22 protein-coding genes and 2 tRNA genes are annotated in these 24,707 nt (G+C 36.9%); 15 read left to right on the forward strand and 9 right to left on the reverse strand.

Translation table 11 applies throughout. The features are described from left to right. Positions 1-32: 32 nt before the first annotated feature. Both glgP and ytxJ read right to left on the reverse strand, forming a co-directional pair. Complete coding sequence (glgP, locus tag ACFOW1_RS13680; protein WP_379015010.1) at positions 33-1,685, reverse strand: alpha-glucan family phosphorylase; 1,653 nt, start codon at positions 1,683-1,685, stop codon at positions 33-35. A 127-nt stretch (positions 1,686-1,812) separates the two neighbouring features. Next, complete coding sequence (gene ytxJ, locus ACFOW1_RS13685; protein WP_379015012.1) at positions 1,813-2,145, reverse strand: bacillithiol system redox-active protein YtxJ; 333 nt, start codon at positions 2,143-2,145, stop codon at positions 1,813-1,815. A 324-nt stretch (positions 2,146-2,469) separates the two neighbouring features. Between ytxJ and ACFOW1_RS13690 the strand changes: the two genes are divergently transcribed. The 6 genes from ACFOW1_RS13690 (at position 2,470) to ACFOW1_RS13715 (ending at position 5,777) form a co-directional block, all read left to right on the forward strand. Then, positions 2,470-3,240, forward strand: coding sequence for an exonuclease domain-containing protein (locus ACFOW1_RS13690; RefSeq protein ID WP_379015013.1), 771 nt, complete (start codon positions 2,470-2,472; stop codon positions 3,238-3,240). 84 nt (positions 3,241-3,324) lie between these two features. Further along, on the forward strand, positions 3,325-4,134 hold the full coding sequence (locus ACFOW1_RS13695) for a polyprenol monophosphomannose synthase (RefSeq protein ID WP_379015014.1): 810 nt from the start codon (positions 3,325-3,327) through the stop codon (positions 4,132-4,134). 51 nt (positions 4,135-4,185) lie between these two features. Beyond that, positions 4,186-5,058 carry a DMT family transporter gene (locus ACFOW1_RS13700; RefSeq protein ID WP_379015015.1) on the forward strand — a complete coding sequence of 291 codons (873 nt, stop codon included), beginning with the start codon at positions 4,186-4,188 and terminating at the stop codon, positions 5,056-5,058. Positions 5,059-5,153: 95 nt separating this feature from the next. Further along, entirely contained in the window at positions 5,154-5,390 is a 237-nt protein-coding gene (gene rpmB, locus ACFOW1_RS13705) for a 50S ribosomal protein L28 (protein ID WP_379015016.1), read from the forward strand. Positions 5,391-5,417: 27 nt separating this feature from the next. Next, entirely contained in the window at positions 5,418-5,600 is a 183-nt protein-coding gene (gene rpmG / locus ACFOW1_RS13710; protein ID WP_379015017.1) for a 50S ribosomal protein L33, read from the forward strand. A gap of 3 nt (positions 5,601-5,603) precedes the next feature. Further along, on the forward strand, positions 5,604-5,777 hold the full coding sequence (locus ACFOW1_RS13715) for a DUF4295 family protein (protein ID WP_379015018.1): 174 nt from the start codon (positions 5,604-5,606) through the stop codon (positions 5,775-5,777). Between the two features lie 212 nt (positions 5,778-5,989). Here the strand turns inward: ACFOW1_RS13715 and ACFOW1_RS13720 are convergent, their stop codons facing one another. Continuing rightward, positions 5,990-6,913 (reverse strand): alpha/beta hydrolase, encoded by a 924-nt coding sequence (locus ACFOW1_RS13720; protein ID WP_379015019.1) that lies wholly within the window; start codon positions 6,911-6,913, stop codon positions 5,990-5,992. Between the two features lie 98 nt (positions 6,914-7,011). Between ACFOW1_RS13720 and ACFOW1_RS13725 the strand changes: the two genes are divergently transcribed. The 5 genes from ACFOW1_RS13725 (at position 7,012) to ACFOW1_RS13745 (ending at position 10,589) form a co-directional block, all read left to right on the forward strand. Next, positions 7,012-8,025, forward strand: coding sequence for a glycosyltransferase family 2 protein (locus ACFOW1_RS13725; protein ID WP_379015020.1), 1,014 nt, complete (start codon positions 7,012-7,014; stop codon positions 8,023-8,025). 53 nt (positions 8,026-8,078) lie between these two features. Then, positions 8,079-8,282 (forward strand): hypothetical protein, encoded by a 204-nt coding sequence (locus tag ACFOW1_RS13730; RefSeq protein ID WP_379015022.1) that lies wholly within the window; start codon positions 8,079-8,081, stop codon positions 8,280-8,282. Between the two features lie 92 nt (positions 8,283-8,374). Then, positions 8,375-8,447 (forward strand) — tRNA-Gly (locus ACFOW1_RS13735). Positions 8,448-8,487: 40 nt separating this feature from the next. Beyond that, positions 8,488-8,573, forward strand: a tRNA-Leu gene (locus tag ACFOW1_RS13740). Between the two features lie 210 nt (positions 8,574-8,783). Continuing rightward, complete coding sequence (locus ACFOW1_RS13745) at positions 8,784-10,589, forward strand: gliding motility-associated C-terminal domain-containing protein (protein WP_379015023.1); 1,806 nt, start codon at positions 8,784-8,786, stop codon at positions 10,587-10,589. An 84-nt stretch (positions 10,590-10,673) separates the two neighbouring features. Here ACFOW1_RS13745 and ACFOW1_RS13750 read toward each other — a convergent pair whose 3' ends face one another. The 5 genes from ACFOW1_RS13750 to ACFOW1_RS13770 form a co-directional block, all read right to left on the reverse strand. After that, positions 10,674-11,495, reverse strand: coding sequence for a purine-nucleoside phosphorylase (locus ACFOW1_RS13750; protein WP_379015024.1), 822 nt, complete (start codon positions 11,493-11,495; stop codon positions 10,674-10,676). Positions 11,496-11,674: 179 nt separating this feature from the next. Beyond that, complete coding sequence (locus ACFOW1_RS13755; protein WP_379015026.1) at positions 11,675-11,878, reverse strand: cold-shock protein; 204 nt, start codon at positions 11,876-11,878, stop codon at positions 11,675-11,677. A gap of 223 nt (positions 11,879-12,101) precedes the next feature. Beyond that, the gene (locus tag ACFOW1_RS13760; RefSeq protein WP_379015027.1) at positions 12,102-13,025 is read right to left on the reverse strand and encodes an NAD(P)-dependent oxidoreductase; all 924 of its coding nucleotides are present in this window, start codon (positions 13,023-13,025) and stop codon (positions 12,102-12,104) included. 98 nt (positions 13,026-13,123) lie between these two features. Further along, positions 13,124-13,927, reverse strand: a complete 804-nt coding sequence (gene rsmA, locus ACFOW1_RS13765; RefSeq protein ID WP_379015028.1) for a 16S rRNA (adenine(1518)-N(6)/adenine(1519)-N(6))-dimethyltransferase RsmA — start codon at positions 13,925-13,927, stop codon at positions 13,124-13,126. A 553-nt stretch (positions 13,928-14,480) separates the two neighbouring features. Then, entirely contained in the window at positions 14,481-15,221 is a 741-nt protein-coding gene (locus ACFOW1_RS13770; RefSeq protein WP_379015029.1) for a hypothetical protein, read from the reverse strand. A gap of 505 nt (positions 15,222-15,726) precedes the next feature. Here ACFOW1_RS13770 and ACFOW1_RS13775 point away from each other — a divergent pair. Next, on the forward strand, positions 15,727-16,224 hold the full coding sequence (locus ACFOW1_RS13775; RefSeq protein WP_379015030.1) for a hypothetical protein: 498 nt from the start codon (positions 15,727-15,729) through the stop codon (positions 16,222-16,224). A gap of 73 nt (positions 16,225-16,297) precedes the next feature. Here ACFOW1_RS13775 and ACFOW1_RS13780 read toward each other — a convergent pair whose 3' ends face one another. Beyond that, the gene (locus ACFOW1_RS13780) at positions 16,298-18,673 is read right to left on the reverse strand and encodes a 3-hydroxyacyl-CoA dehydrogenase NAD-binding domain-containing protein (protein WP_379015031.1); all 2,376 of its coding nucleotides are present in this window, start codon (positions 18,671-18,673) and stop codon (positions 16,298-16,300) included. Positions 18,674-18,915: 242 nt separating this feature from the next. Between ACFOW1_RS13780 and ACFOW1_RS13785 the strand changes: the two genes are divergently transcribed. The 3 genes from ACFOW1_RS13785 to ACFOW1_RS13795 all read left to right on the forward strand — a co-directional run bounded on the left by ACFOW1_RS13785 (position 18,916) and on the right by ACFOW1_RS13795 (position 24,638). Then, a complete protein-coding gene (locus ACFOW1_RS13785) occupies positions 18,916-20,229 on the forward strand; it encodes a TolC family protein (RefSeq protein WP_379015032.1) in 1,314 nt (437 codons plus the stop codon). Positions 20,230-20,252: 23 nt separating this feature from the next. Next, on the forward strand, positions 20,253-21,380 hold the full coding sequence (locus ACFOW1_RS13790; protein WP_379015033.1) for an efflux RND transporter periplasmic adaptor subunit: 1,128 nt from the start codon (positions 20,253-20,255) through the stop codon (positions 21,378-21,380). Between the two features lie 81 nt (positions 21,381-21,461). After that, positions 21,462-24,638 (forward strand): efflux RND transporter permease subunit, encoded by a 3,177-nt coding sequence (locus ACFOW1_RS13795; protein WP_379015034.1) that lies wholly within the window; start codon positions 21,462-21,464, stop codon positions 24,636-24,638. Positions 24,639-24,707: the final 69 nt, after the last annotated feature.

Here is a 24,707-nt window from a genome sequence, read left to right on the forward strand (position 1 = left end):
TATCTGTCGTCTATGGTCTATCGACTATGGACTTATTTGTACATCAATTCATAATATTCATGCGCCATACGATTACTGTCAAATTGGAAACGCACATCTCTCATACCATTTTTCATAATTTGTCTCCAAGTATCGTAATTATCGTAATACAAAGGCAAAATTTGATCTTCTAAAATCTCATACGTTTTATTTAAATCGTATTCATCTTGCTCGTGGGTGTGCATGTTGTCATAGTCTGCTTTTGGCACCACAAAACCATTGTTGCCATGGTCTACAAATTCTGGTATCCATCCATCATCGGTGCTAAAGTTAACTGCACCATTCATAGCAGCGGTCATACCACTAGTTCCACTTGCTTCACGCGGTACACGAGGATTGTTCAGCCAAATATCAGCCGCTTGTTTTAGGCGTTTACTTAAAGCTAATTCGTAACCAATTAATACAGCTACGTTTTTATATTTTTTACTGATGTGTACTAAATTATTGAAAGTACCAATAGCTGGATAGTCGAATGGATAAGGTTTGCCCGCCCAAATAATTTGTACAGGATGTTTAATATTGCTAAGTAGTCTTTCAAAACGTTCCATGTCGTAAGTCAACATATCTGCACGTTTGTAGCCTGCAAAGCGTCTTGCCCATACAATGGTTAACACGTTCGGGTCAAATATTTTACCTGTTTGATCGGCAATAATTTCAAAAGCTCGTTTTTTTAAGTATTTCTTACGGTCGTCAAAGCCAAAGTCGTTACCGCTATCTTTAAAGCCATACAATTGTTTGTCTGCCCAGTATTTCCAGTTTTGTGCATTGGTAATAGAAATAATATCACAAATGCCAGGATATTTACCCCACATATCTCTCGATACCACTCCATGCAAAGCACTAACACCGTTGGCTTTGCGAGCAAAGCGTAAGGCAGTTAGCGAGTGGTTAAATTGGTCGTCTTCTGTACCAGTTAATTTACGCACTTCATCAATACTAAGGCCGCAGAAATAGCTCATTTTGTGGCATAAGTAAAGGTCGTGCTTTTCATTACCAGCTTCTTCAGGCGTGTGTGTGGTAAATACTAAATGTTCTTTTAATTTTTCTACACTTCTAAATTTATTTAGCAAGTAAAACGCAGAAGAGATGCCATGTGCTTCGTTCAAATGGTATACATCAGGATTAAAGCCTATTTCATCCATCAATTTTGCACCACCGATACCTAGTAGAATAAATTGTGCAATTTTTGTAGCCACATTTGCATCGTATAAGCGATGGCAAATGGTTTGAGACACATAATCGTTCTCAGGCATATCAGTACTCAATAAAAATAAAGGTGCTGTGTTAAAGGTTTCTGGCGCTAAGTAATAAGCCTTTACCCAAACTGGTGCGTCGTGTATTAGTATCTGAAACTTAATATCTGTATCCTGAAGAAAAGAAGTGTTTTTTTCCATCCAAGCGGGCTGCAAGGTTTGGTCTTGGTTACGAGTTTGGTCGTAATAACCATATTTCCATAAAATACCAATGCCAACCATGTTTTGGCGCAATTCGTAAGCACTACGCAAGTGCGAACCAGATAAAAAACCTAGACCACCACTGTATATTTTTAGTGGCTGGTGGATAGCAAATTCCATTGAAAAGTACGCTGCTTTTTTGCTGTAGTTTTCATTAATCTGATAAGGAACTGAGTAGTTTCTAAAGTTCATAAAACAGAAGTTATTTTGGCAATGATAAAACAATATTGAACCGCAATATACAAACGTGTAAAACATACACATTGTTTTACGCTTGCAATTATTTGCGGTTAATAAATTTCGTGTGTAAATCAGTTAATTAGCTAGCAGTTTGCGCTGCAATTTCGTCCATCGATATACCGTAATGGCTTTCATCGTATATGCATTCGCCATTCTTTATTACCAATATTTGTGGCGACTCATGGTGTACTTGGAATTTCTCTGCAATAGCTGCTGAAATAGGACGTAATTTTAAAAGGTCGAGGTAATAAAAATCAATATTAGCAGGAGTCTCTGCACGTTCTAGTCTGTTTAAGACCATGCTACTGATGCTACAAGTAGTGCTGTGTTTAAAAATAACTTGTGGTGTAGTAAAAGATTTCTCAGCAATAGTTTCAAGCTGTTGTTCGTTGTCAAGTGCGATCCAATTCATAAATGCTTTTGATGTATAAGAATTCTACAAAAATTAACCTCTAAAATATTTTGGATTGGTAGTAGGGCAGCCCTTACCACGGCTAGAAGCACAAGATGCTAGAATAACACCAGTAAATGCGAACAATACAATAACTATGATTAGTTTTCTCATAAAAACATTTATGAAGGGTGAAAAAAGACATATGTCAGTTCAAAGATAAGGTAAAGATGCTTGTTGTTGCCTCTAGAAAAACATAAGTTTTTGCAAAATTATTTTCATCATGCTACCTGTGGTTGCTTACTTTCGCAGTAGGCAAAGTGCATTTTAATACCCATTAAGTTCATGAAATTACAATTAACCCGTCCGATTGCATTTATAGATTTAGAAACCACAGGCATCAATATTAGTAACGATAGAATTGTAGAAATAGCCATTGTAAAAATTGCAACAGACGGTACTAAGTTAGTAAAACGCAAAATTATCAATCCTTTAATACCAATACCACAGGGCGCAAGCGATGTGCATGGTATTACTGATGATATGGTAAAAGATGCACCTACTTTTAAAGCAGTAGCCAACGAAATCAAACAATTTTTAGATAATTGTGACCTCGGCGGCTACAATAGCAATCGCTTCGATTTGCCTCTATTAATAGAAGAATTTTCTCGTGCGGGCATAGATTTTAATATTGAAGGTAGAAAATTGGTAGACGTGCAAAAAGTGTTTCACTTAATGGAACAGCGTACTTTAAGTGCTGCCTATAAATTTTATTGCAATAAAGTATTAGAGGGCGCGCATGGTGCTGAAGCAGATGCTACGGCTACTTGGGAAGTTTTAGAAGCACAAGTAGAACGTTATCCCAACATTGGTAATACGGTAGAAAGCATTGTGAAATTTACTGGTGAAGATGATATTGTAGATTTTGCCCGTCGTTTTATTCGTGTAAATGGAGTAGAAGTTTTCAATTTTGGTAAGCATAAAGGCAAACCCGTAACACAAGTGCTAAAAGAAGAACCGCAATATTACGATTGGATGATGAAAGGTGACTTTGCCATTAACACCAAACAAAAATTCACCGAAATTTTAAATAGAACTTTGTTAAAGAAGGGATAACTAAGCAATAAATACCTGTTATTTACCGAAAATAGCTTGTAGTGTCACTTTTTTCACTATTTTAGTAACAAATACCCCTTTGTAGTGTTAGAAAAACTGGTTATAATACCTACTTATAATGAGAAGGAGAATGTGGCAAACATCCTTCATGCTGTATTTAATCTACAGCAAAACTTTCATGTACTTGTGATAGACGATGGTTCGCCCGACGGCACGGGTCAAATAGTTAAAAATTTGCAACTAATCTATCCTAACCAATTATTTATTGAAGAACGTTCTGGTAAATTGGGGCTGGGCACTGCTTATGTACATGGCTTTAAATGGGCGATTAAAAATGGTTATCGGTACGTTTTTGAAATGGATGCAGATTTCTCTCACAACCCCACAGATTTGCAACGTTTGTATGAGGCTTGCAAAATTGGTGGTGCTGATGTGGCTGTAGGTAGCCGGTATGTAAAAGGTGGTCACGTATTAGATTGGCCAATTGATCGACATTTTTACTCAAGAGGTGGTGCTTTGTATACCAAAATACTTACTTGGCTGCCAATAAAAGATCCAACTGCTGGCTTTATTTGCTACAGCATAAACGTGTTAGAAGCGATTAATCTTAATGAAATAAATTTTATTGGTTATGCATTTCAAATTGCAATGAAATTTGTTGCGTGGAAACTTGGCTTTATAATAACCGAAGTACCCATCACTTTTCAAGATAGAAAAAATGGCGTTAGTAAAATGAGCGTTAAAATTTTGAAAGAAGGTATGGTTGGCGTTCTCCGTTTGCAATGGCAAAGCATGTTTGGTGGGTTTAAACGTAGAGTAAAAGCGTCTACCACTGGAACTGCGAAAGTTATAACAGCCAACTTTAATGGCGACTTTGTAGCAGAAAGTAAATAAGAGATTTTTAAATCTCAGATTATAATTTTTTTAATCTCAAATCATTATTTTTTGCGCTCTACTCTTATCAAGCTTCATTTTGCTGTATTTCTTTGGGGCTTCACGGGTGTACTTGGAAGATTAATTACCCTCAATGCACCATTATTAGTTTGGTATCGCATTTTTATTACTGTTATTACACTGTTTGTAATGCTTTGGTATACTGGTAAATTAGAAAAATTGCCAGCCCGTAAAATATGGCAATTATTTGGCGCAGGTGCTATTGTGGCATTGCATTGGGTATTTTTTTATGGCAGTATCAAATTTGCTAATGTATCTATTGCTTTGGTGTGTTTGTCTTCCGCTGGTTTATTCACAGCAGTGATAGAACCCCTTTTAACTAAGAAAAAATTTAATATTAGAGAGTTTTTGCTAGGGTTTGTGGGGATAGCAGGCATTTATCTCATCTTTCATTTCGATCCACACTATAAATTAGGTATTATCATAGGCATATTAGCTACTATTTTTAGTGTGGTATTTTCTATTGTCAATAAAAAAGTGGTAGCTACCATTGCGCCTAAAACCATGATGCTGTATGAATTAAGTGGTGGTTTTTTGGCCATCACCGTATTATTGCCATTTTATTTGAAAGCCTTACCTACTAATCATCTCACGCCTTCTTTGTCAGATTGGTTTTGGCTGGTACTTATGAGCTGGTTTTGTACGTTGTGGGCAATGGATTTATCGTTACAGGCTTTGCAAAAAGTATCAGCATTTACACAAAATCTCACATTAAACTTAGAACCGGTGTATGGTATTATCTTAGCTTTTGCAGTTTATCATGAAAATAAAGAGCTTGGTACAGGGTTTTATTGGGGTTTTGCACTCATTATTTTATCAGTCGTATTGCAAATGATGCGCGTATTGCGTTATAGAAAGGTTTAAAATTAAATTTTTGGTAGTTTGTAATAAAAAACTCTAAAATTCTATTGCTATTTAAAAGTGATTCCCTACTTTTGCCGTCCGAAAAAAAATGTGTTATGGCAAGAGTATGTCAGGTTACAGGAAAAAAGCCAATGGTTGGTAACAGTGTTTCTCACTCAAACATTAAAACTAAACGTAGGTTTTTACCGAATTTACAAACTAAACGCTTCTTTTATGCTGAGGAAGGCCGTTGGATTACTTTAAAAGTATCTGGCGAAGCTATTCGTACCATTAACAAAAATGGTTTAGAAGCGACTGTAAAAGCACTAAGAGCCAAAGGCGAAAAAATCTAATTTTACACACCACAAATTATCTATATAATGGCAAAGAAAGGTAGCAGAGTTCAGGTGATTTTGGAATGTACCGAGCATAAAACAAGTGGTATGCCTGGTACAAGCCGCTACATCAGCGTAAAGAACAAAAAAAATACTCCTGAGCGTTTAGAGCTAAGGAAATATAACCCCATTTTGAAAAAAGTAACTGTTCATAAAGAAATTAAATAAACCATGGCAAAAGTAGCTTCAAAGAACGCGAAAGTTAAGGATTTAAAGGCTGCAGCAGAAGCCAAAAATTACACTAAAGTAATTAAAGCTGTGCGTAGCCCTAAATCAGGTGCCTATACTTTTAAAGAGGCAATCATACACAAAGACAAAGTGAAAGATTTCTTAGCTGAGAAATAATTGTGTGTGTTTATTATAACTTACAATAAGCTGGTTCATTTATTTGAGTCAGCTTTTTTGTTTTCTATCTATGGTAAGATTCTTTTGTAAGTAGCTTAAGAATATCTATATATATCATCTTTGCATCGCACACTGCATCTTAAAGCATGCTATTCAGCTTTTTCTACCAAATAGCAATGCTCATCAAATATATTATCCTTTAAACTCCCCACTTATTCTACATCACCTTTTATAAAACGATTGGTCTTCATCCAAGCATATACATTCGCAAGCCAATCGGTCGGTTCTGATTTGTTATTTAACCCAAAACCATGGCCGCCCTTTTGATAAATGTACATTTCAGCAGGCACTTTATTTTTTAGTAAAGCCATAAAAAACAAAATACTGTTTTCAACTTTTACCGTTTGATCATCAGTGGCGTGTACTAAAAATGTTGGTGGTGTTTGAGACGTTACTTGTAGTTCGTTGCTGTACAATGTTTTTTTCTCTTCAGTTGGATTTTTGCCAAGCATATTGTCTCTTGAACCCATATGTGCTAGGCTGTCATTAAAACTTATAACTGGATAGCCAAGTATTAAAAAATCTGGTCTAACAGAGGTATTGTTGTTATTTTCTATAACAACGGTATTGAAATGTGTACCTGCTGTTGTAGCCAAGTGGCCGCCAGCCGAAAAACCCATTAAGCCAATATTATTTGGATTGATACCGTAGTCAGTAGCTCTTTCTCTCACTAATTTTATCGCTTGTTGTGCATCCATCAGCGCCACTATTTCTTTATTTTCAAAACAGTCTGCATCAATGGGTACTCTATTTTTTAATACAAAGGCTGTAATGCCTCTTCTGTTGTACGCTTGCGCTACTTGATAACCTTCATGGTCTATCGCTAAGCGTGCATAGCCACCACCTGGGCAAATAATTACACAAGTTTTAGCGCTATCTTTTTTTTCGGGAATAAATGCATACAAACAGGGCTTTGTAATACCTGAAACTCTACCTGCAACTGTATTATCTTCAATTTTATTACAAGGTTTAGCATTGGGTACGGCGCCTTTGTATAAAGGAATTATTTTTTGGGCATATATCATATTGGCGGTAATTAATAGCAAGAATAGTTGTGCGGCTTTTGTTAAATCCATATAGGCAAATTTTAATCGAGTGCTAAAGTAATTACTTTCAATTCATAATCTTCTCTAACCTGATTTATAAACTACTATTTTCGCCAAAATTTTAATTTTTGCAACCAACAGTCGCCATCGTTATTCTTAATTATAATGGTCAGCAATATTTGCGGCAGTTTTTGCCAGCAGTACTAGCATCTTCTTATGCCAATAAACGGGTAATCGTTGCTGATAATGCGTCTACCGATCATTCGTTACAGGTTTTGCAAGCGCAATTTCCAACTGTGGAAGTCTTAGTTAATACGCAAAATGATGGTTTTGCTGGAGGTTATAATTGGGCTTTGCAGCAAGTGAAAAGTGATTATTATGTGTTGCTAAATTCTGATGTAGAGGTAACACCCGATTGGATTGAGCCCATTATTTCTCTAATGGAAAATGATAAGCAAATAGCGGCTTGTCAGCCTAAATTATTAGCGTATAATAATAAACATTCTTTTGAATATGCTGGCGCCAGTGGCGGTTGGATAGATGCGCTTGGCTACCCATTATCTCGTGGAAGAGTGTTTGATGTATTAGAAGCAGATAATGGCCAATACGAAACGACAGAACCAATTTTTTGGGCAAGTGGCGCTGCTATGTTTGTGCGCAGTCATGTGTATCATCAGCTTGGTGGGTTAGATGCCTTCTTTTTTGCGCACCAAGAAGAAATAGATTTGTGTTGGCGCATGCAATTGGCAGGATACAGGATAATGGTTTGCCCAAAGTCGGTAGTATATCATGTAGGGGCAGGTACATTACCTAGAGGTGGGCGTAAGGTGTTTCTAAATTTTAGGAATAATCTTTTAATGCTGGCTAAAAATTTACCTATCAAAGAAAAATTATATAAGATGCCGCTTCGATTTTTATTGGATGCAGTATCCGCTTGGAAAGGGTTATTGCACGGCGATAGTTATTTTTTTATCGCAATTGTAAAAGCACATTTTGCTGTATGTTTCTTACTGCTAAAGGGTTATACCAAACATCAACTACCTAAAAAACAATTGTGTAGCTTGGAAGGTGTCTATAAAGGCAGCATTGTTTGGCAGCATTTTGTAAAACAGAAAACAAAGTTTACAGAAATAGTTGGCTAGAAGCTTTTATAATTTGTTGCTGACCCCTATTTTTGCACCGCAATATTACAACTATGGCATACGAAGTTAGCGACAACAGCAATAAAGACTTTACCAAAAATTGGGTAAATTCATCTCGTTTCTTATTTTATTTACAAGTGTTTTGTTTATTAGCATTTATTCTTGGTGGTTGTTACAAATTGTATACCTACCGTTACAAAGGCACACCTGATGTAGAAATACAAAAGAGTAGCCAATACAAACCAGAGTACAAATAAAAAACTCTGGAAAACTCTAAAAAATATTTTGTTGTTAATTTTTCTTCCCTATTTTTGCAATCCGAAAAAACGGAAGAGTTCTTAAAACAAAAGCGGAAGTAGCTCATTTGGTAGAGCACGACCTTGCCAAGGTCGGGGTGGCCGGTTCGAGCCCGGTCTTCCGCTCAGATAAAATTTCCATCGCAAGATGGAATTTTTTTTGGCAGCCTTGGTGGTGGAACTGGTAGACACGCAGGACTTAAAATCCTGTCTTCAGCAACGGAGGTGCGGGTTCGATTCCCGCCTGAGGCACACAACTAGAACTAGGCGAGTTCAAAATAATTAAAGCACTTACTTATTGTAAGTGCTTTTTTATTTGGATAAACGCATTTCAGCTGTAAAATTCTTTTAAAGTTTCGCTAATCTTTTTTCTATACCATAATAAGTTGATAATTAGTGGTATGTTTAGAAAAATAAAGCTATTAGCATCACATCTGTACAGATGCTAGCATTAACTTTCCAATGTACTTTCAACAACGTCTAATTTTTCTTTTCTGTTTATTATTATGCCAAAACTTGGTGAAGGCTGCTGGCATCCACGAATTAAAAACAACTATTCATCACAACGCGATTTTACTAGATACATTAATTGTTACTAACGATACCAATATTTGCAAAGGTCAATCAGTACCAATACAAGCTTTACCCGCATTTAGCTATGCATGGACACCCAAAACAGGCTTAAATGATACTGCAATAAGCAATCCTGTTGCTACGCCTGTAACAACTACAAAATATCTCCTACAAACACAAACAATTGGTAATAATTTGGTGGTCAATGGTGATTTTTCAGCAGGTAATACTGGCTTTACTTCGCAGTATTTGTATTCTTTATCTGGCATACCAGAGGGGGTATATTTTGTAGGAACTAATTCTTATCCTTGGCATCCTTTTTTAAACCCGCATGTAGACCATACAACTGGCACTGGCAATATGCTTTTGGTAAATGGTGACACGGTTTTTAATATCATCATTTGGAAACAAGATATTTCGGTAATACCAAATACCAATTATATCTTTTCTGTATGGCTACAATCTATTTATTCCGGGAATCCTGCTGAACTACAGTTTTCAATTAATGGCAACCCAGTAGGCAATATTTTTAAGGCAAGTGCTACTGAAGGGCAGTGGCAGCAATTTTACACTACCTGGCAATCTGGTAATACCACGAATGCATCTATTTCAGTCATTAATAAAGACACAATAAGAACTGGTAATGATTTTGCTTTGGATGATATTGTGTTTGCACCATTATTAGTTGACAAAGATTCTATTACAATAACTGTGGTTAATAAGCCCGTGCTTGCCCTTAATGCAGATACAGCTATCTGTACTGGCACAGCGTTGCAATTGCGGGCTAGTGGGGCAAGTAGCTATGTATGGCAAGCCAATAGTTATCTATCGTCTACTACAATCGCGAATCCAATCGCAATGCCTTTAAAAGACACAAGTTTTATTGTTATAGGTTATAATTTGCCCAATTGTTTTAGCAGCGATACGGTGAATGTGCACTTATTACCTACACCTACATTTAGTATTATAGGCAATAGCGGCTTTTGTAAGGGCGATAGTACCACTTTGCAAATAGTAGGTGCTAATGGTACTTATAGCTGGCAGCCAAGCGCTAGTCTAAGCAATACAACGATTGCCAATCCAATTGCTAAGCCATTGGTTACTACGCAGTACAATGTGACCGTAACCGATGCCAATAAATGTAGCACTACCGATTCAGTAGTGGTGATAGTAAATCAGCCGCCCAATTTGGTACTTACTAAAGACAATGATATTAATTGTGTAAAAGCTGTAACAACGTTGCATGCCAATGGTGGTGCAAAATATTACTGGTATCCCACACAAACGCTGCAATATGCGGCTACTGCTAATCCTATTGCCACACCATCTACCACTACGATATATCACGTAAAAAGTTATAGTGATCAAGGCTGTTATGGCGAAGATTCGATACTTGTAACCGTATCTAATACGCCATCTGATGTTGGCTACCAAATGCCATCTGCCTTTACACCCAATGGTGATGGTATTAATGATTGTTTTGGCGTGAAAAAATGGGGTAATGTATCGCACCTACAATTGGATATTTATAATCGCTTTGGTGAACGTATTTTCAGCGGTTATGATAGTAATGCCTGCTGGGACGGTACGTATAAAGGCGTTGCACAGCCATTAGGCACTTACGTGTACCAAGTGGTTGCAACCACTAACTGTGGTGAAGTATATAGAAAAGGTACTGTGGTGTTAATTCGATAAAATTACTAAAAATAAAAGGGTCTGACTTGTATCACAAGTCAAACCCTTTGTTGGGCAATAGCATTATACTTTTACATAGGTATCTTACAACTGGTTAATCAATTCTTTAAACAATAAGGTGAGTTTAGGTTCAGCTTCTTTAGCTGCTTGCAATACTTCTTCGTGGGTAATAATATTTTCTTCTTCGCGAATGCCTAAATCGGTAATGACACTCATAGCAAATACTTGCATTCCACAATGCACTGCTGCAATGGTTTCTTGCACCGTACTCATACCTACCGCATGGCCACCAATGGCTTTAATGAATTGGTATTCTGCTCTTGTCTCAAACGTAGGGCCGGTAACACCTGTGTATACACCTTGATGCACTTTAATGTTATTGGTGCTAGCAATCGCCAATACTTTATTAATTAAAGCTTTGCTATAAGGTTCACTCATATCAGGAAAACGTGGTCCTAAACTATCATCGTTTGGCCCAAGTAGTGGGTTAATTTGGAAGAAACTAATATGGTCGTTAATTATCATTAAATCGCCTACGTTAAAATCTGGATGTACACCACCTGCTGCATTAGAAAGTAATAAGGTGTCTACACCAAGCATTTTCATTACACGCACAGGGTAAGTAACTTGTAAGGGATTGTAACCTTCGTAAAAGTGAAAGCGACCGCTCATTACCAATACTTTTTTGCCAGCCAATTCGCCTAGTATTAATTTACCACCATGACCTTGTACGGTACTCACAGGAAAATGTGGGATATCGCTATAGGCAATTTCTTTTTCAATAATTATTTCGGTTGAAAAATTGCCCAACCCGCTGCCCAATATGATACCTATTTTGGCTTCGTTGGTAAATTGAGATTTGATATAAATAACAGTTTCTTGTAATTGCTCTAATAATACACTCATACGTAATGGTTTAATCTTTCAAATATAGGGTTCGTAAGCATTGCAGTTATGTGCAACAGAAATTAATGTTCTAAAATTAAATGGCTATCAGCATTTAATAAATGGAATAAATAGGGGCATAAAAAAAGACCGTGTATAAACACGGCCTCTTTGATAAAATGTATTATAGAGTATTACTACTATGCGATACGTTTTACGTTAACGGCGTTCAAGCCTTTACGGCCTTCTTGCACGTCAAATTGAACTTTGTCATTAGCTTCGATTTGATCAATCAAACCATTAGCGTGTACAAAAGTTTCTTTGTTTGAATCATCATGCTTGATGAAACCAAATCCTTTCTCTTCGTTGAAGAACTTTACAGTTCCTGTGATTTTTGTGTCCATTTGTAAAATTGTAAATTAAAATTGAGCGGCAAACATAGGCTTATTAAGCCGAGCAGCCTAATTAAACTTTTGGACGGGAATGCAGATAACACAGATTCAGCGGATTTAAACAGATTTTTCTCACTTCATTAACATTATTACGGAGACTATCAAAAGCTGTTTAATCAATGAAAATATCAGTGATTATCATTTCCAATCAGCCTTGTCAGCGTTCCTATCAATCTTACACAATACCCAATTTATCCAATACAACTTTGGCCATTTTAAAGAATGCTTCGTGGCTATAGCCGGCTATATGTGGCGTGATTATTACGTTTGGCTGTGCAAGCAACCATTGTAATTGCTCATTTTCTTTTTCGTTATAGGTGTTTAATTTTTCATTTTCCAAAACATCTAATGCAGCAGCTTTTACCTTACCATTTTTTAACGCAGTAATGAGCGCATCGGTGTCAGTAACCTTACCACGGCAAGCCGTTAAAAAATAAGGCTGCTTTTTAAAGCTGTTGAAAAATGCGTCATTAGCATAATACTTTGTTTCAGCAGTTAAGGGCAAATGCATGCTTACCACATCGGCTTGTTCAAATATTTCTTCAAGGCTTGCTTCTTTTACATAGCTATTGCCAAAGCCAGTTTTGTATTTATCATGTGCCAACACTTGTACTTCAAATGGTGCTAATAGTTTGGTAAACTGACTACCCGTATTGCCATAACCAATAATACCTACCGTTCTGTTGAGTAATTCATCTGCACGGTTTTCGTCACGCAGCCAAAGCCCTTTTTTTACTTCTTGGTGGCTACTATTTATCTTATTCATCAAACTTAGCAGAAAGCCCAAATTATGTTCAGCCACAGCATTTCTATTGCCTTCAGGGCTACTTACACAGGTAATGCCTTTAGCTTCTGCATACGGTACATCTATTAATTCCATACCGCTACCAAGCCTGCCAATCCATTTTAGGTTAGGCGCTTTATCAAGCATCGGTGCATTAATTTTTAAGCGGGTTGTGATTATCAAACCCGTCATATCGCCAATTAATTGGCCAAGTTCTTCATAAGTAATGGCTGGTAAATAGGTTACCTCGTAGCCATTTTTCTCCAAAGTTGCTTGTAAGTAAGGATGCACTTTGGCGGTAATAATTGCTTTCATGATGTATGATTAAATGATTTGAAATTTGAAATTGGATGGCAACGCTGATGACGCTGATTCTATTGATTTAAACGGATTTTGTAGATTAAAAATCTGCGTCAATCCGCTAAATTCAGGTCATCCGTGTTCCTATCAACCTTCACGCCTGTGTTCATTTTAAACGTAAGCGCAGCAAATTTCTCAATGCTAATTTGCTCTGCACGTTGGTTAAAAAATGGGTCTTGCAATACTTCTGCTGTAAACAAGCCTTTAACCGCATTACGCAACATTTTTCTACGTTGGTTAAATGCCATTTTTACCAGTAGTATAAACTCTTTCTGGCTTTTTACGGGAAAGCTCGTTTGCTTACGCGTGAGTCTTATTACACCACTCATTACTTTTGGTGGCGGGTTAAAACTTTCTGGCGGCACGTCAAACAGGTATTCCACTTCATAAAATGCCTGAATTAAAATACTAATAATGCCATATACTTTACTACCTTCTTTGGCAGCCACACGCATGGCCACTTCTTTTTGAAACATACCAATTACCACAGGTACTTGGTCTTTCCAATCGAGAATTTTAAACAGTATTTGCGACGAAATATTGTAAGGAAAATTGCCCACCACGGTAAAATGGCCTTCAAATGGGGCGCTGATATTTAAAAAGTCGGCATTAATAATTTTACCAGCAATGGCAGGGTAGGTTTTATGCAGATACACCACTTTTTCATCATCCAATTCTATTGCTTTAAAGTGGATATTTTCAAGCGGCAGTAAATATTTGGTTAAAGCGCCAGCACCTGGCCCAACTTCTACCAAGTTAGTAAAAGGGTTCGCTTGCAAGGCTGTTACTATTTGCTTACAAATGTTTTCGTTTGTTAAAAAATGTTGCCCGAGTGATTTTTTGAGTGTGTACTGCATTGCGGCAAAAGTAACATAGTGAGATGGATTTATGACCCAATAGCTATCGGGTTTGGATTTGTAAGAGGTTTAGAGAAGGGTAGCGAATGCTCAGATAAGTACCAAAATTGTTTAGATTAGAACAGGAAAGCTAAGGCAAAGGCAGATATAACAGCGACAAGTGCACAAGAATTTATGATAAGAGCAGGTAGTGCTTAGCTAAGCACCAAAACTATTTAGATAATGGCAGCAATTGTTTAGATAACGCCGCTATGCCTGATATAAGAACAGATATAACTTAGATAAGGGCAGGTACTATTTAGATAAGCAAGCTTTTTTTTTACCACATAGACAAATAGGCACATGAGTTAAAATTGCTTGTATGTACCTAAAAATAACAACCCAAGGCTTCAGCATTGGGCAATAATAAGCGTAATATTGGCTTTAGCCAAAGCCTAATAGTATTTTGGCTGAAGCCATTCTTTAGGTGTTTCTTTTTCCCAAGGCTAAAGCCTAGGGTTATGTTAGAAAAGTTAGGTAATAAACTTAAAGTATACAATTTTACCCTGTTGTACTAGGCTTTTGGGGCTGCTTTTTTAATTTTGGAAGCTGCCGTTGTAGTGGTGTTTAAAGCCGCTTTGGTTTTGTGAAAGCTAAATAATGCGGCTTTTGATGCATCTGCAGCCATAAAACGAGCGGCTATTTTTGCCACACCAATGGTTTGTTTGTAAATAGCGTTGAGTTGTGTAATGCCTTCGGCGGTAATGGTTTTCTTAATACCTTTTTGTTTTTCTTGTGCTATGTTGCTGTCTTTGATAATGGCAGCATAGCTAATGATGGTATCTATAATGTCAGCATCGGTGCCCGCAGCAACAATTTCTTGTTTTAAAGAGGCCGACATATTGGTGGTAAAAGTGGCTAATAGTTTGGTAAGTGCTTCTTGGTCGCCCTTTTGTACTTTAGGCATTAAGCCATAGCCAAGGCTAAGCAAAACGTCTTTTTCTCGATTATCGTCTTCAAAGTCTACTTCTATTTGTGTTTTGAAATCGCCCAAAAGTGGTACAATTTCTTTCATGGCTTTGACCAATGCTTTGGTTGCTTTTTTCTGTTCTTTGACACCATTAGTACCTAAAATATTGGTAAATGCTTGGTCAATAGCGGCAGCAATGTTGTTGAAAAATGGGTCCTTCCAGCTACTACGTTTGGCAATTAAGGCCGCTTTATTGTCCTTAGCATGACCAATAATAGTAGCAGCAGCGGTCAACATGTCAACATCACTACCAGAATAAATACGAACAACTTTTAAATTAGCCATAGTTTGTAGATTTATAAAAGCTAATGTAATATATATTTTGATATATAGTATAGTTAAGATGGATTTTTTTCATAAAATTATTGGCGTAAGGAAAGCATTTGAATTATTTTCAGCCACTGTAGGTGTGGCTTTTTCGTTGTTGGTCAAAGACACAACAACGACTGTGCATCATTAAAATAGCAGTTATGTTCTTGCCTTCTTTTTTTAAGAAAAAATCTAAGCTACCATAAAAGCCACCTAAAAATTCGACAGCTTCAGTGTGTGCCGCCTATGCTGCTGCATCGTCTTACTACTGCTTGTTAAAATAAAATGTCTTTAAAATACGAAGTAGCGTTGTGCAGTGTAATTGTTCCTAGCATTATGTATGCTTGTATTGTTAACCTTTATCTTGAGAACAATTGTTACTATTGATATGATTTTTAAAAAGGATGGCATAATTTCTATGTTTTCATTAAACCGATTATTTTGTGTTTGGTCTACACATTAAACTTAAAAACTTAAAAAAATGAAAACACAAATTGTTATTGCAGCCCTTGCAGCTTTCGTTGGCATTACCTCTGTAAACGCCCAAAATAAGCCAAAGCCAGTTAAAAAGGCTCAGGATATGAACCATGATATGAAAGATATCAATAAGGATAGGGCGGATATGAAAAAAGATGCAGCAGATTATCAAAAAAATAAAGCTGCTGCTAATAAAGCTAAACAGGATATTAATAAGGATGCTGCAGATGTTAAAAAAGACAATGCTAAATTAGCGGAAGAGTACAAAGAAAGAAACGCAGATGTTAAAAAAGAGAAATATTCTGCAGCTCAAAAAGAACAAAACGAAATTAATGCATTAAAAAAAGATAAGAGTAAAGATATTGCTGATATCAACAAGGATAAGCAACAATTAAAGAAAGAAGCAGATAAGAAAAACAAAGATTTAAAGGATTACAATAAAGATAAAAAAGATGTAACTAAAGACAAGAAGGACTTGATTAAAGATGCGAAGAAATTTTAATTGACTTCCTTTTGTTAAATAAAAAAAGCGGTCCCATAATGGTGAGGCCGCTTGTTTTTTTAAAAGAAATATTTTAATTGCGAATAGGCTTTCCGCTTTTAAGTACACTTTGTATACGTTCAAGCGTTTTGCGCTCGCCACAAAGCGATAAGAAGGTTTCTCGTTCAAGGTCAAGCAAATATTGTTCGCTTACTAAAGTCATTTCGCTTAAATCGCCACCACACATCACGTACGCCAATTTGCGAGCAATTAACGCATCGTGTTCTGTAGCATAGCCACCACGCCACATACCATTGATGCCCGCCAACATAGCGCCTAAACCCAAGCGACCAAGCACTTTAATATCGGTGCGTTGTGTAGGTGTTACGTAACCTGCATCGTATATTTCAATCACCGATTTTTTAGCTTCTGCTATTCTGCGGTTGCTATTCATTACCAGCTCATCGTGGCCTTTACGTAAAATGCCCATATCAAAAGCTTCATGCGCAGAAGTAGCTACTTTGGCCGTTGCAATATCGAAGAAGCGTTTTTTAAGTGTGTTGGTATCAGGCTCGTCTTCATGCAATTCATCAGATGCACGTAATACAAACTCTTTGGTGCCCCCACCACCAGGAATTAACCCCACACCCAATTCTACCAAGCCAATATAAGTTTCTGCGGCAGCGCAAACTTTGTCAGCATGTAAGTTCATTTCGCAACCACCACCAAGCGTAAGGCCATGCGGTGCGGTAACCACAGGTACAGATGAGTAACGCACACGCATCATAGTATTTTGAAACTGACGAATTGCAAAATCTAATTCATCATATTCTTGCTCAATGGCATACATGAAAATCATGCCCACATTAGCACCTGCGCTAAAATTAGGACCATCATTAGCAATAACTAAGCCCTTGTATTTATCTTCTGCCATAGCAATGGCTTTTTGTACACCTTCTAAAACTTCGCCACCAATGCTGTTCATTTTGGTGCTCCATTCAAGGCCAAGTACATCGTTGCCTATATCGTAAAGCTTACAAGCACTGCTTTTCCAAACAAGCTTATCGCTATTATTTTTCAATACTAAAAATGCATCGCCACCAGGTATTGCTAGGTAAGTTTTAGTAGCTACATCGTAATACAAGCGTTTGCCATTTTCTACTTTGTAAAAAGAAGTGGCGCCGCTAGCCAACATATCATCTACCCAAGTAGCAACCTTCACACCATTGGCTTTCATGGCTTCAACAGTTTTGGCCACGCCTAAAACATCCCATGATTCAAAAGCTCCAATTTCCCAGCCAAAACCAGCCATCATGGCATCGTCTATACGGTACAATTCGTCGCTTATTTCTGGTATGCGGTGCGAAATGTATGAGAATAGTGAGTAGTGAAATTGACGGTAAAAGTCGCCAGCTTTATCTGTACCAGCAGCGGCTATTTTTAAGCGTTGCTGCAAATTTTCCACAGGTTTAGCAGCTTCAAGTGTGGCAAATTTGGGCTTAATGCGTGGTTGATATTCTAGTGATTTTAAGTCAAGTGTTAGTATTTCTTTGCCTGCGGCAGATTTATTTTTCTTGAAAAAACCTTGACCAGTTTTATCGCCAAGCCAGTTATTAGTCAAAATACTTTCAAGCCAAGATGGTATGGCAAAAATAGCTCTGGCTTCATCATTAGGGCAATTGTCAGCCACGCCTTTTGCCACTTTTACCAATGTATCTATACCTACCACATCGGCTGTACGAAACGTTGCAGATTTAGGACGACCAATGATAGGGCCAGTTAAAGCATCTATATCATCAATAGAAAGGCCCAAGTTATCCATTATGTGAAAAATGCTCATGATGCTGAATACGCCAATGCGATTGGCAATAAAAGCAGGTGTATCCTTACAAAGCACTGTGGTTTTACCCAAATACAAATCGCCATAATGCATTAAAAAGTCAACCACAGCAGGATCTGTATCAGGTGTAGGGATAACTTCTAATAGTTTTAAATAGCGTGGCGGATTGAAAAAGTGTGAGCCACAGAAATGCTTTTTAAAATCGTCGCTTCTGCCTTGACTTAGTAAATGAATAGGAATGCCAGACGTATTAGAAGTGACCAAAGTACCAGGCTTGCGAAATTGCTCTACTTTCTCGTAAATGTGGTGTTTAATGTCTAAACGTTCTACCACTACTTCAATAATCCAGTCAACAGTAGCAATGTCTTTAAGGTTATCATCAAAGTTGCCAGTAGTGATTTTTTTAACTACATCTTTGGTAAATACAGGGCTAGGATTACTCTTAATAGCTGTTGCTAAAGCATCGTTAACCAATTTATTTCTTTCGGCAGGTTTGGTACTTTCTTCAGCACCTTTAGCCACCATATCAAGCAGTAAAACCTGCACGCCTATACCAGCAAAATGGCAAGCAATACGACTGCCCATTACTCCACTACCAAGAACAGCTACTTTTTTAATAGAATGTTTCATATGTAAGCATTTATTTTATTTATATCTCGCAGAAACAAAGCTAAAATAAAAAATAGTTAGCTATGCAACTATTTATAGAAAAAATAAAACTTAACATTTATTACCGTTTGTCATTTCAATGTTACAACTTCCTTATTTCAACAATTTAAAAAAACCTTAAAACATTACATTTGCACATCTACAAAATTTTGTCTCTCTGACTTCTGCTGGCCATTTATTTATTTAAAAGTTGATTTTATTATATGAGTAAACAAATTATGCTAGTCGTATTGTTGATTACTACTTTCTTCTCGTGTGCATTTGCGCAAAACGATTCCGTTTTACAGCATGCATCTTTAGAAACTTGTGTTCAATATGCATTAAAGCACCAACCGTTATTGCAGCAATCTGCTATTGATGAACAAACAACGGAGTATTCTATTAAAAGTAAACTCGCAGATTGGTATCCGCAGCTTAATCTTGATTACAATGTGCAGCACAATTTTCAATTACCAACTTCTTATTTTAATAGTAATTACATAAAACAGGGGATAGACAACACATCGTCGGCACTGTTTTCGGTAACACAAACTATTTTTAATAAAGATGTATTGTTGGCAAAAAGGTCTGCAGTTGACGTTCGCAAGCAATCAAAGGAAAATACAGAAAGTGATAAAATAAATGTAGCTGTAAACGTTAGTAAAGCTTTTTACAATGTGTTGCTGTCTCAAAAGCAAATTGAGTTGTTGAATGATGATATTAAGCGGTTAGAGACAAGTTTTAAAAACGCCTATTTCCAATATCAAGGCGGCATTGTAGATAAAATTGATTATAAGCGAGCAACAATATCGTTAAACAATTCGAAAGCGCAACTAAAGAGCCAACAAGAATTGTTGAAGTCTAAAATTGCAATTTTGAAAAATGCAATGGGCTATGCGGCTGATAATAGTTTTGAATTGCAATACGATACCACGGCCATGGCCAATGAAGTAGTGCTTGATACTTTGCAAACTTTAAATTACAGTAATAGAATTGAATACCAACAGCTTGTAACCGTAAAACGCTTGCAAGAAGCAAATTTACAATACTACAAATGGAATTATTTACCGTCAGTATCTGCTTTTGGTAACTATAATTTTAATTATTTGAATACAGATTTTGGTAAATTGTATAATCAAAATTTTCCTAATTCGTTTATGGGGTTAAAGTTCTCGTTTCCTATTTTTCAAGGTAATAAAAGAGTATATCAAACAAAAGCTGCAGAGCTAGCCATTAAGCGTGTGGATTGGGATTTTGTGCAACTAAAAAATAATATTAATACGCAGTATACGCAAGCATTAACGAATTATAAAAGTAATTTGAACGATTATTATAATTTGAAAGAAAACTTAGCACTTGCCACAGAAGTATACAATACCATTCAATTACAATACAAGGCGGGTATCAAAACCTATTTGGAAGTAATCACTGCTGAAACAGATTTACGATCTGCACAAGTTAATTATACCAATGCGCTGTACAATGTTTTAGCTGCTAAAATAGATGTACAACAGGCATTAGGAACTATCAAATACTAACAATAATTATTAATATTTATATCATGAATAGCTTATTACGCAAACATCCCCTAACGTACACTATTATATTAGTATTGGCTGCCTGTGGCGCCGATAAAAGCAAAGCCCCACAAGCCCCGCCGCCAACTTTAGTATCTGTTTATGAAGTTCATACAGGCAATGCTACTTTCTACGATATTTATCCAGCAACCGTTACAGCATTAAACCAAATAGATATCAGACCACAAGTGGGCGGTTATATTACTGGTATTTATTTTACAGATGGACAACAAGTAACCAAAGGACAAAAATTATATACCATCGATGAGCAGTTATACAATGCCAATTATCAGCAAGCTGTCGCCAATTTAAATGTTTCAAAATCAAATTTGGCGAAGGCTCAGCAAGATGCAGATAGATACAATGATTTGGCTAAAAATGATGCCATTGCCAAGCAAGTATTAGACCATGCATTGGCAGATTTGCAAGCCGCCAAAATGCAATTGAAAGCGTCTGAGGCAGCGGTAAACAGTGTTCAGACGAACTTAAAATATGCCACTATTTATGCGCCTTTATCTGGCACTATTGGTATTTCGCAAGTAAAGTTGGGAACAGCCGTAACACCTGGTAATACGGTATTAAATACCGTTTCAACCGAAGATCCTATTGCGGTGGACATTGCAGTAGACCAATCATTAATTCCAAAATTTGCTAATTTGGCGGCGCAAAAATCAAGTAGTACCGATTCTACATTTACCGTAACCTTGCCTGATGGTTCTATTTATGACCAAGTTGGTAAAATTGCATTTTTAGATCGTGCCGTTGACCCACAAACTGCTACCATAAAAGCTAGGCTCATTTTTCCAAATCCTAAAAAAATATTAAAGGTTGGTGTGACTTGTAATGTACGAGTTCAAAATAAAAATGCAGCAAATACTCTATTAATCCCTTACAAAGCAGTTGTTGAGCAATTGGGCGAAAATTTTGTGTTTGTGCTAGATGGTAGTCGTGTATTACAACATAAAGTAACCTTAGGAAATAAGATAGACGATAAAATAGTGGTATTGACAGGTTTACAAGAAGGGGATAAAGTTGTAACCGAAGGTGTGCAAAAATTGAGAGATAGCTCAATGGTACAAGTTGGTAAACCCAAAGCACCTGCTTCAAAATAGTAACAATAGTAGCTAATGGCTAATAGTAAAAATGATTGAGCCATCAGCCCTACACTATTCATTCATATTATAATTAAGCAAATGGAATCATCAAATATATTTCTTCGAAGACCAGTAATGGCAATTGTCATTTCTTTGGTTATACTGTTGGTAGGTACTTTGGCTATATTAAATATGCCTATTAGCCAATATCCAGATATTACGCCACCCACCGTACAGATTACTAGCAATTTTACAGGTGCAGATGCGCAAACGGTAGAGCAAACAACGACTACTGCCATTGAATCGCAGGTAAATGGGGTACCTGGTATGGCTTATATGCAAAGCAACAGTGCTAATAATGGTCAATCAACCATTACGGCTACATTGAATATTGGCGCTGACCCCAATATTGTGGCATTAGATATTCAAAATAGAGTGGGAATTGCTACTCCAGCTTTGCCTAGTCAAGTTCAAAAACTGGGTGTTACTACTTTAAAGCGTAATCCAAGTATTTTAATGTTGGTAGCTATTTATTCGCCCAAAGGATCACACAGTATTCCATTTATGGATAATTATGCTAATATTTATCTAAAAGATATTTTATTACGTGTGCCTGGTGTGGGAGATGTATTTAGCCGTGCTGATAATTTTAGTATGCGCGTATGGTTGAAACCTGATAAAATGGCGCAGTTGGGATTAACGTCCAACGATGTACAAAATGCAATTAATGAACAAAATTTACAAGTAGCGGCAGGTTCTGTTGGTGCGGCACCGCAAAGCGCCTCTACAGCTTTTGAGTTCACCGTATTTACCAATAGTCGCCTCACTTCTGAGAAAGATTTTGGTGACATTATTATAAAATCTAGCCCACAACAAAATGCAACCGTTTATCTCAGAGATATCGCTAGAATAGAATTGGGAAAAGTGAGCTATACTAGTAATTCATTTGTTGATGGTAAGCGGTCGTCTTATCTTTTGGTATACCAAGCACCTGGTAGTAATGCCTTAACTACCGCCGAAGGTGTGTACAAGGCAATGGCCGAGCAAAAGAAATATTTTCCTAATGATGTAGATTATGTAATACCCTTTGAGTCTATTTCGGTAGTTAAAGTATCTATTGCAGATGTGGTGCAAACATTGTTGATAGCGCTATTACTGGTAACAATCGTTGTATTTCTTTTCCTTCAAAACTGGCGATCTACATTAATTCCAGTACTTGCCATCCCTGTAGCCATTGTGGGTACATTTATCTTCTTCGTGCCACTTGGTTTTACCATCAATACATTAACCATGTTTGGCTTCGTATTGGCCATTGGTATTGTGGTAGATGATGCGATTGTGGTGGTAGAAGCTGTGCAGCATTATATCGATCATGAGCATTTATCGGCTAAAGATGCCACTGCAAAAGCCTTGAAGGATATTACTGGGCCTGTTATTGCCATTGCTTTAATATTGGCAGCTGTGTTTGTACCTGTTGGTTTTATTCCTGGTATTGTGGGTAGGCTATACCAACAATTTGCTATCACTATTGCTATTTCTGTTTTGATTTCAGCTTTTATCGCATTGTCGCTTACGCCTGCATTGTGTATAATGTTATTAAAACCTCAGACGATTAGTAAAGAATCGAAAGGGTTAAATAAGTTTTTTTATGCGTTTAACGAAAGCTATCGCAAACTGAGTATTAACTATACCTTAAGTGTTAAAGGATGGATTAAACGGGCGCCATTGGTATTGGTGTTACTGGCTTGTATTATAGCAGGGGATGTTTTGTTGTTTAAAAATAAACCCACAGGTTTTATACCCACTGAAGATGATGGGCGTATTTATATTTCGTATGAAATACCTGAAGCTGGCTCAACAGTAAGGGCATTAGGCGTACTAGATAGTATGATGAAAATTACCAAAAGCGTACCAGGTGTTTTCCACGTTGCGGCTTTGGGTGGTTTAAACATCTTAACAGGCGGTTCCAAATCCAATAGTGGTACCATCTTTATGCAATTGAAACCTTGGGACGATCGTAAGGAAAAATCTGAGCAACTGATGGGTATTATTGCCGAGTTGAACAAACGTTTTGCTGCCATAAAAGAAGCCAAAATTGTGGTTATTCCACCACCTGCAATTCCTGGTCTTGGTAATGCAGGCGGCTTTAGTATTCAAATTGAACAAAAGCAGTCTAATGATGATATTAAAACTTTTGAGAAAGTAGTGAACAGTTTTGTTGCAGAGGCTAATAAACAACCTGAAATTGCTGGGGCATTCACATTTTTTAGTGCACATACCCCTGGCTATTCTGTGAATGTTGATAGAGAAAAATGCAAAAAGCTGGGTCTTAATTTATCAGATGTGTACAGTACCATGCAGATGTATATGGGTAGTACTTATATCAATCAGCTAACAATATATGGTAGAAATTTTTATGTGGTTGCCCAAGCCGATACCACTTTCCGTAATGATATCAAAAATATTGGTTCTTATTATGTAAAAAATAATATGGGGCAAATGATACCATTAAGTACCATTGTGAGCTATAAAATAACTGAAAGTGCGCCGCTGATATCGCATTTTAATATATATAGAAGTGCTGAAGTGGATGGTAATGCCAAGCAAGGTTTTAGTAGTGGGCAAGCGATTGAGGCATTGCAACGCACTGCCGCAAAAGTGCTTCCTGAGGGTTATGGTTATGAGTTTTCTGGTTTAAGTTTGCAAGAGTTGAAGTCTGGTTCTAGTGCAGTGTATATATTTGCTTTATCCATCATTTTTGTATTCTTATTTTTAGCCGCCTTGTACGAAAGTTGGTCAGTACCATTCTCAGTATTATTGGCGGTACCAGTTGGTGTATTTGGCGCTATTTTAACGCTTACTTTAATACCACGCCTAACCAATAATGTATATGCACAAATTGGCTTGATTACCTTAATTGGTTTATCTGCTAAAAATGCTATTTTGATTGTTGAGTTTGCAAAAGAACGTGTAGATAATGGTGTCCCAATTATTGCAGCTACTTTGGACGCCGTTCGATTGCGCTTAAGGCCCATTTTAATGACATCTATTGCTTTTATCTTAGGTGTTTTGCCATTGGCGTTAGCAACGGGAGCAAGTTCTGTAGCACGCAATACGATTGGGTGGACGGTACTTGGTGGTATGTTGGCTGCCACAGGATTGGCAATTTTTATTGTACCAGTATTATTCGTATTGATTTCTAAAATTGCTTATAGCAAAGAAAAATTGGCTGCATTGAAGGAAAAGGCAACCGCATTTTCCGACGACAACCATTAATACTTTAGTTAAAGTAAAAGTGCCAATCATCATAGATGATTGGCACTTTTTTTATTCATCAGCCAAATA

The organism is Parasediminibacterium paludis (genome assembly GCF_042651445.1).
In the GTDB taxonomy this organism is placed as follows: Bacteria; Bacteroidota; Bacteroidia; order Chitinophagales; family Chitinophagaceae; genus Parasediminibacterium; species Parasediminibacterium paludis.

Coding starts and splice junctions, on each gene's coding strand:
- ACFOW1_RS13690 (WP_379015013.1), top strand. CDS start 2,470: ATGAAATTACAATTAACCCGTCCGATTGCATTTATAGATTTAGAAACC.
- ACFOW1_RS13775 (WP_379015030.1), top strand. CDS start 15,727: ATGAAAACACAAATTGTTATTGCAGCCCTTGCAGCTTTCGTTGGCATT.
- ACFOW1_RS13795 (WP_379015034.1), top strand. CDS start 21,462: ATGGAATCATCAAATATATTTCTTCGAAGACCAGTAATGGCAATTGTC.
- ACFOW1_RS13730 (WP_379015022.1), top strand. CDS start 8,079: ATGGCATACGAAGTTAGCGACAACAGCAATAAAGACTTTACCAAAAAT.
- ACFOW1_RS13745 (WP_379015023.1), top strand. CDS start 8,784: ATGTACTTTCAACAACGTCTAATTTTTCTTTTCTGTTTATTATTATGC.
- ACFOW1_RS13720 (WP_379015019.1), bottom strand. CDS start 6,913: ATGGATTTAACAAAAGCCGCACAACTATTCTTGCTATTAATTACCGCC.
- ACFOW1_RS13780 (WP_379015031.1), bottom strand. CDS start 18,673: ATGAAACATTCTATTAAAAAAGTAGCTGTTCTTGGTAGTGGAGTAATG.
- ACFOW1_RS13785 (WP_379015032.1), top strand. CDS start 18,916: ATGAGTAAACAAATTATGCTAGTCGTATTGTTGATTACTACTTTCTTC.
- rpmB (WP_379015016.1), top strand. CDS start 5,154: ATGGCAAGAGTATGTCAGGTTACAGGAAAAAAGCCAATGGTTGGTAAC.
- ACFOW1_RS13790 (WP_379015033.1), top strand. CDS start 20,253: ATGAATAGCTTATTACGCAAACATCCCCTAACGTACACTATTATATTA.
- ACFOW1_RS13750 (WP_379015024.1), bottom strand. CDS start 11,495: ATGAGTGTATTATTAGAGCAATTACAAGAAACTGTTATTTATATCAAA.
- ytxJ (WP_379015012.1), bottom strand. CDS start 2,145: ATGAATTGGATCGCACTTGACAACGAACAACAGCTTGAAACTATTGCT.
- ACFOW1_RS13715 (WP_379015018.1), top strand. CDS start 5,604: ATGGCAAAAGTAGCTTCAAAGAACGCGAAAGTTAAGGATTTAAAGGCT.
- ACFOW1_RS13755 (WP_379015026.1), bottom strand. CDS start 11,878: ATGGACACAAAAATCACAGGAACTGTAAAGTTCTTCAACGAAGAGAAA.
- rsmA (WP_379015028.1), bottom strand. CDS start 13,927: ATGCAGTACACACTCAAAAAATCACTCGGGCAACATTTTTTAACAAAC.
- rpmG (WP_379015017.1), top strand. CDS start 5,418: ATGGCAAAGAAAGGTAGCAGAGTTCAGGTGATTTTGGAATGTACCGAG.
- ACFOW1_RS13760 (WP_379015027.1), bottom strand. CDS start 13,025: ATGAAAGCAATTATTACCGCCAAAGTGCATCCTTACTTACAAGCAACT.
- ACFOW1_RS13770 (WP_379015029.1), bottom strand. CDS start 15,221: ATGGCTAATTTAAAAGTTGTTCGTATTTATTCTGGTAGTGATGTTGAC.
- glgP (WP_379015010.1), bottom strand. CDS start 1,685: ATGAACTTTAGAAACTACTCAGTTCCTTATCAGATTAATGAAAACTAC.